2 rRNA genes are annotated in these 1413 nt (G+C 62.4%); both read left to right on the top strand.

The annotated features are described in order from the left end of the window. Positions 1 to 406 (top strand): 16S ribosomal RNA (locus AC1AXT_RS08740); the annotation flags it as partial. 395 nt (positions 407 to 801) lie between these two features. Continuing rightward, positions 802 to 1413: ribosomal RNA gene (locus tag AC1AXT_RS08735) — 23S ribosomal RNA — on the top strand; the annotation flags it as partial.

Raw genomic sequence — 1413 nt, 5'->3', positions numbered from 1 at the left:
GAACTCATGCGGGACCGCCGGGGTTAACTCGGAGGAAGGTGGGGATGACGTCAGATCATCATGCCCCTTACGTCCAGGGCTTCACGCATGCTACAATGGCCGGTACAACGCGATGCGACGCGGCGACGCGGAGCGGATCGCTGAAAACCGGTCTCAGTTCGGATCGCAGTCTGCAACCCGACTGCGTGAAGGCGGAGTCGCTAGTAATCGCAGATCAGCAACGCTGCGGTGAATGCGTTCCCGGGCCTTGTACACACCGCCCGTCAAGTCATGAAAGTGGGTAGCGCCCGAAGCCGGTGGCCCGACCACCTTCTGGTGGGGGGAGCCGTCTAAGGCGAGACCCGTGATTGGGACTAAGTCGTAACAAGGTAGCCGTACCGGAAGGTGCGGCTGGATCACCTCCTTTCTACGGAGACATGAAATATCAGGACGCTTCGATCCCTGGCCGCTTGGCCCGGGGGCGTCCGTGCTGGCTATGGAAGAAATCGAAGGCGCGCGTCCTTGTGGCGCGGGTATGGTGCATGCTGTTGGGTTCCCAAACCGCCACGTGTGGCGTTTGGGATGCCCTCCCTGCCTGAAGGGCCCTTGCGTGGGGCGTGGATGGTGGTGGCGGGGTGGCGGTTTGAGAACTGGAGAGTGGACGCGGGCAGACGATGGTCCTGTTGGGCTGTTGTCTGCTTGTACTGTGCGCCATGATCCTGTATGGGGTTGTGGCGTGTATCGTTTGTGATCGTTTTTGTGTGATGATCTAGTTGTCGTTTTGGTTATCTTGTTGGGCCGGTTGCCGGGAGCCCGTGTTGGGTTGCTGGTGATCAGGGCGCATGGTGGATGCCTTGGCAGACAGTACCGATGAAGGACGCGTGGGGCCGCGATAGGCCTCGGGGAGCCGCCGACAGGGCTTTGATCCGAGGGTGTCCGAATGGGGGAACCCGCCAGCCGTCATGGGCTGGCACCAGCCGGTTTTGCTGGCTGGGGGGTACGCGGGGAAGTGAAACATCTCAGTACCCGCAGGAAGGGATACTCCGTGAGTAGTGGCGAGCGAAAGCGGATCAGGCTAAACCGCGTGCGCGTGATACCCGCCGGGGGTTGCGTGCGCGGCGTTGTTGGGACGGCGTGTCCAGGAGCCGGCGCTCCTGGCCGCAGTGATAAAGGCGCGTGCGAGGCGAACCGGATTGAATGCCGGGCCGGAGAGGGTGATGGCCCCGTAGCCGTATGCGCGCGTCCTGTGGACCGACCGTTCCCGAGTAGCGCGGGCCCCGTGGAATCCCGCGTGAATCCGCCCAGACCGTTGGGCAAGCCTAAGCATACCTGTCTGACCGATAGCGTACCAGTACCGTGAGGGAAAGGTGAAAAGCACCCCGGGAGGGGAGTGAAAGAGTTCCTGAAACCGTGCGCCTGCGAACCGTCGGAGCC

The sequence above is a fragment of the Bifidobacterium sp. LH_450 genome, assembly GCF_056356715.1.
The sequence above is the reverse complement of the archived record's forward strand: the minus strand, read 5'-3'. Positions and strand labels throughout refer to the sequence as shown.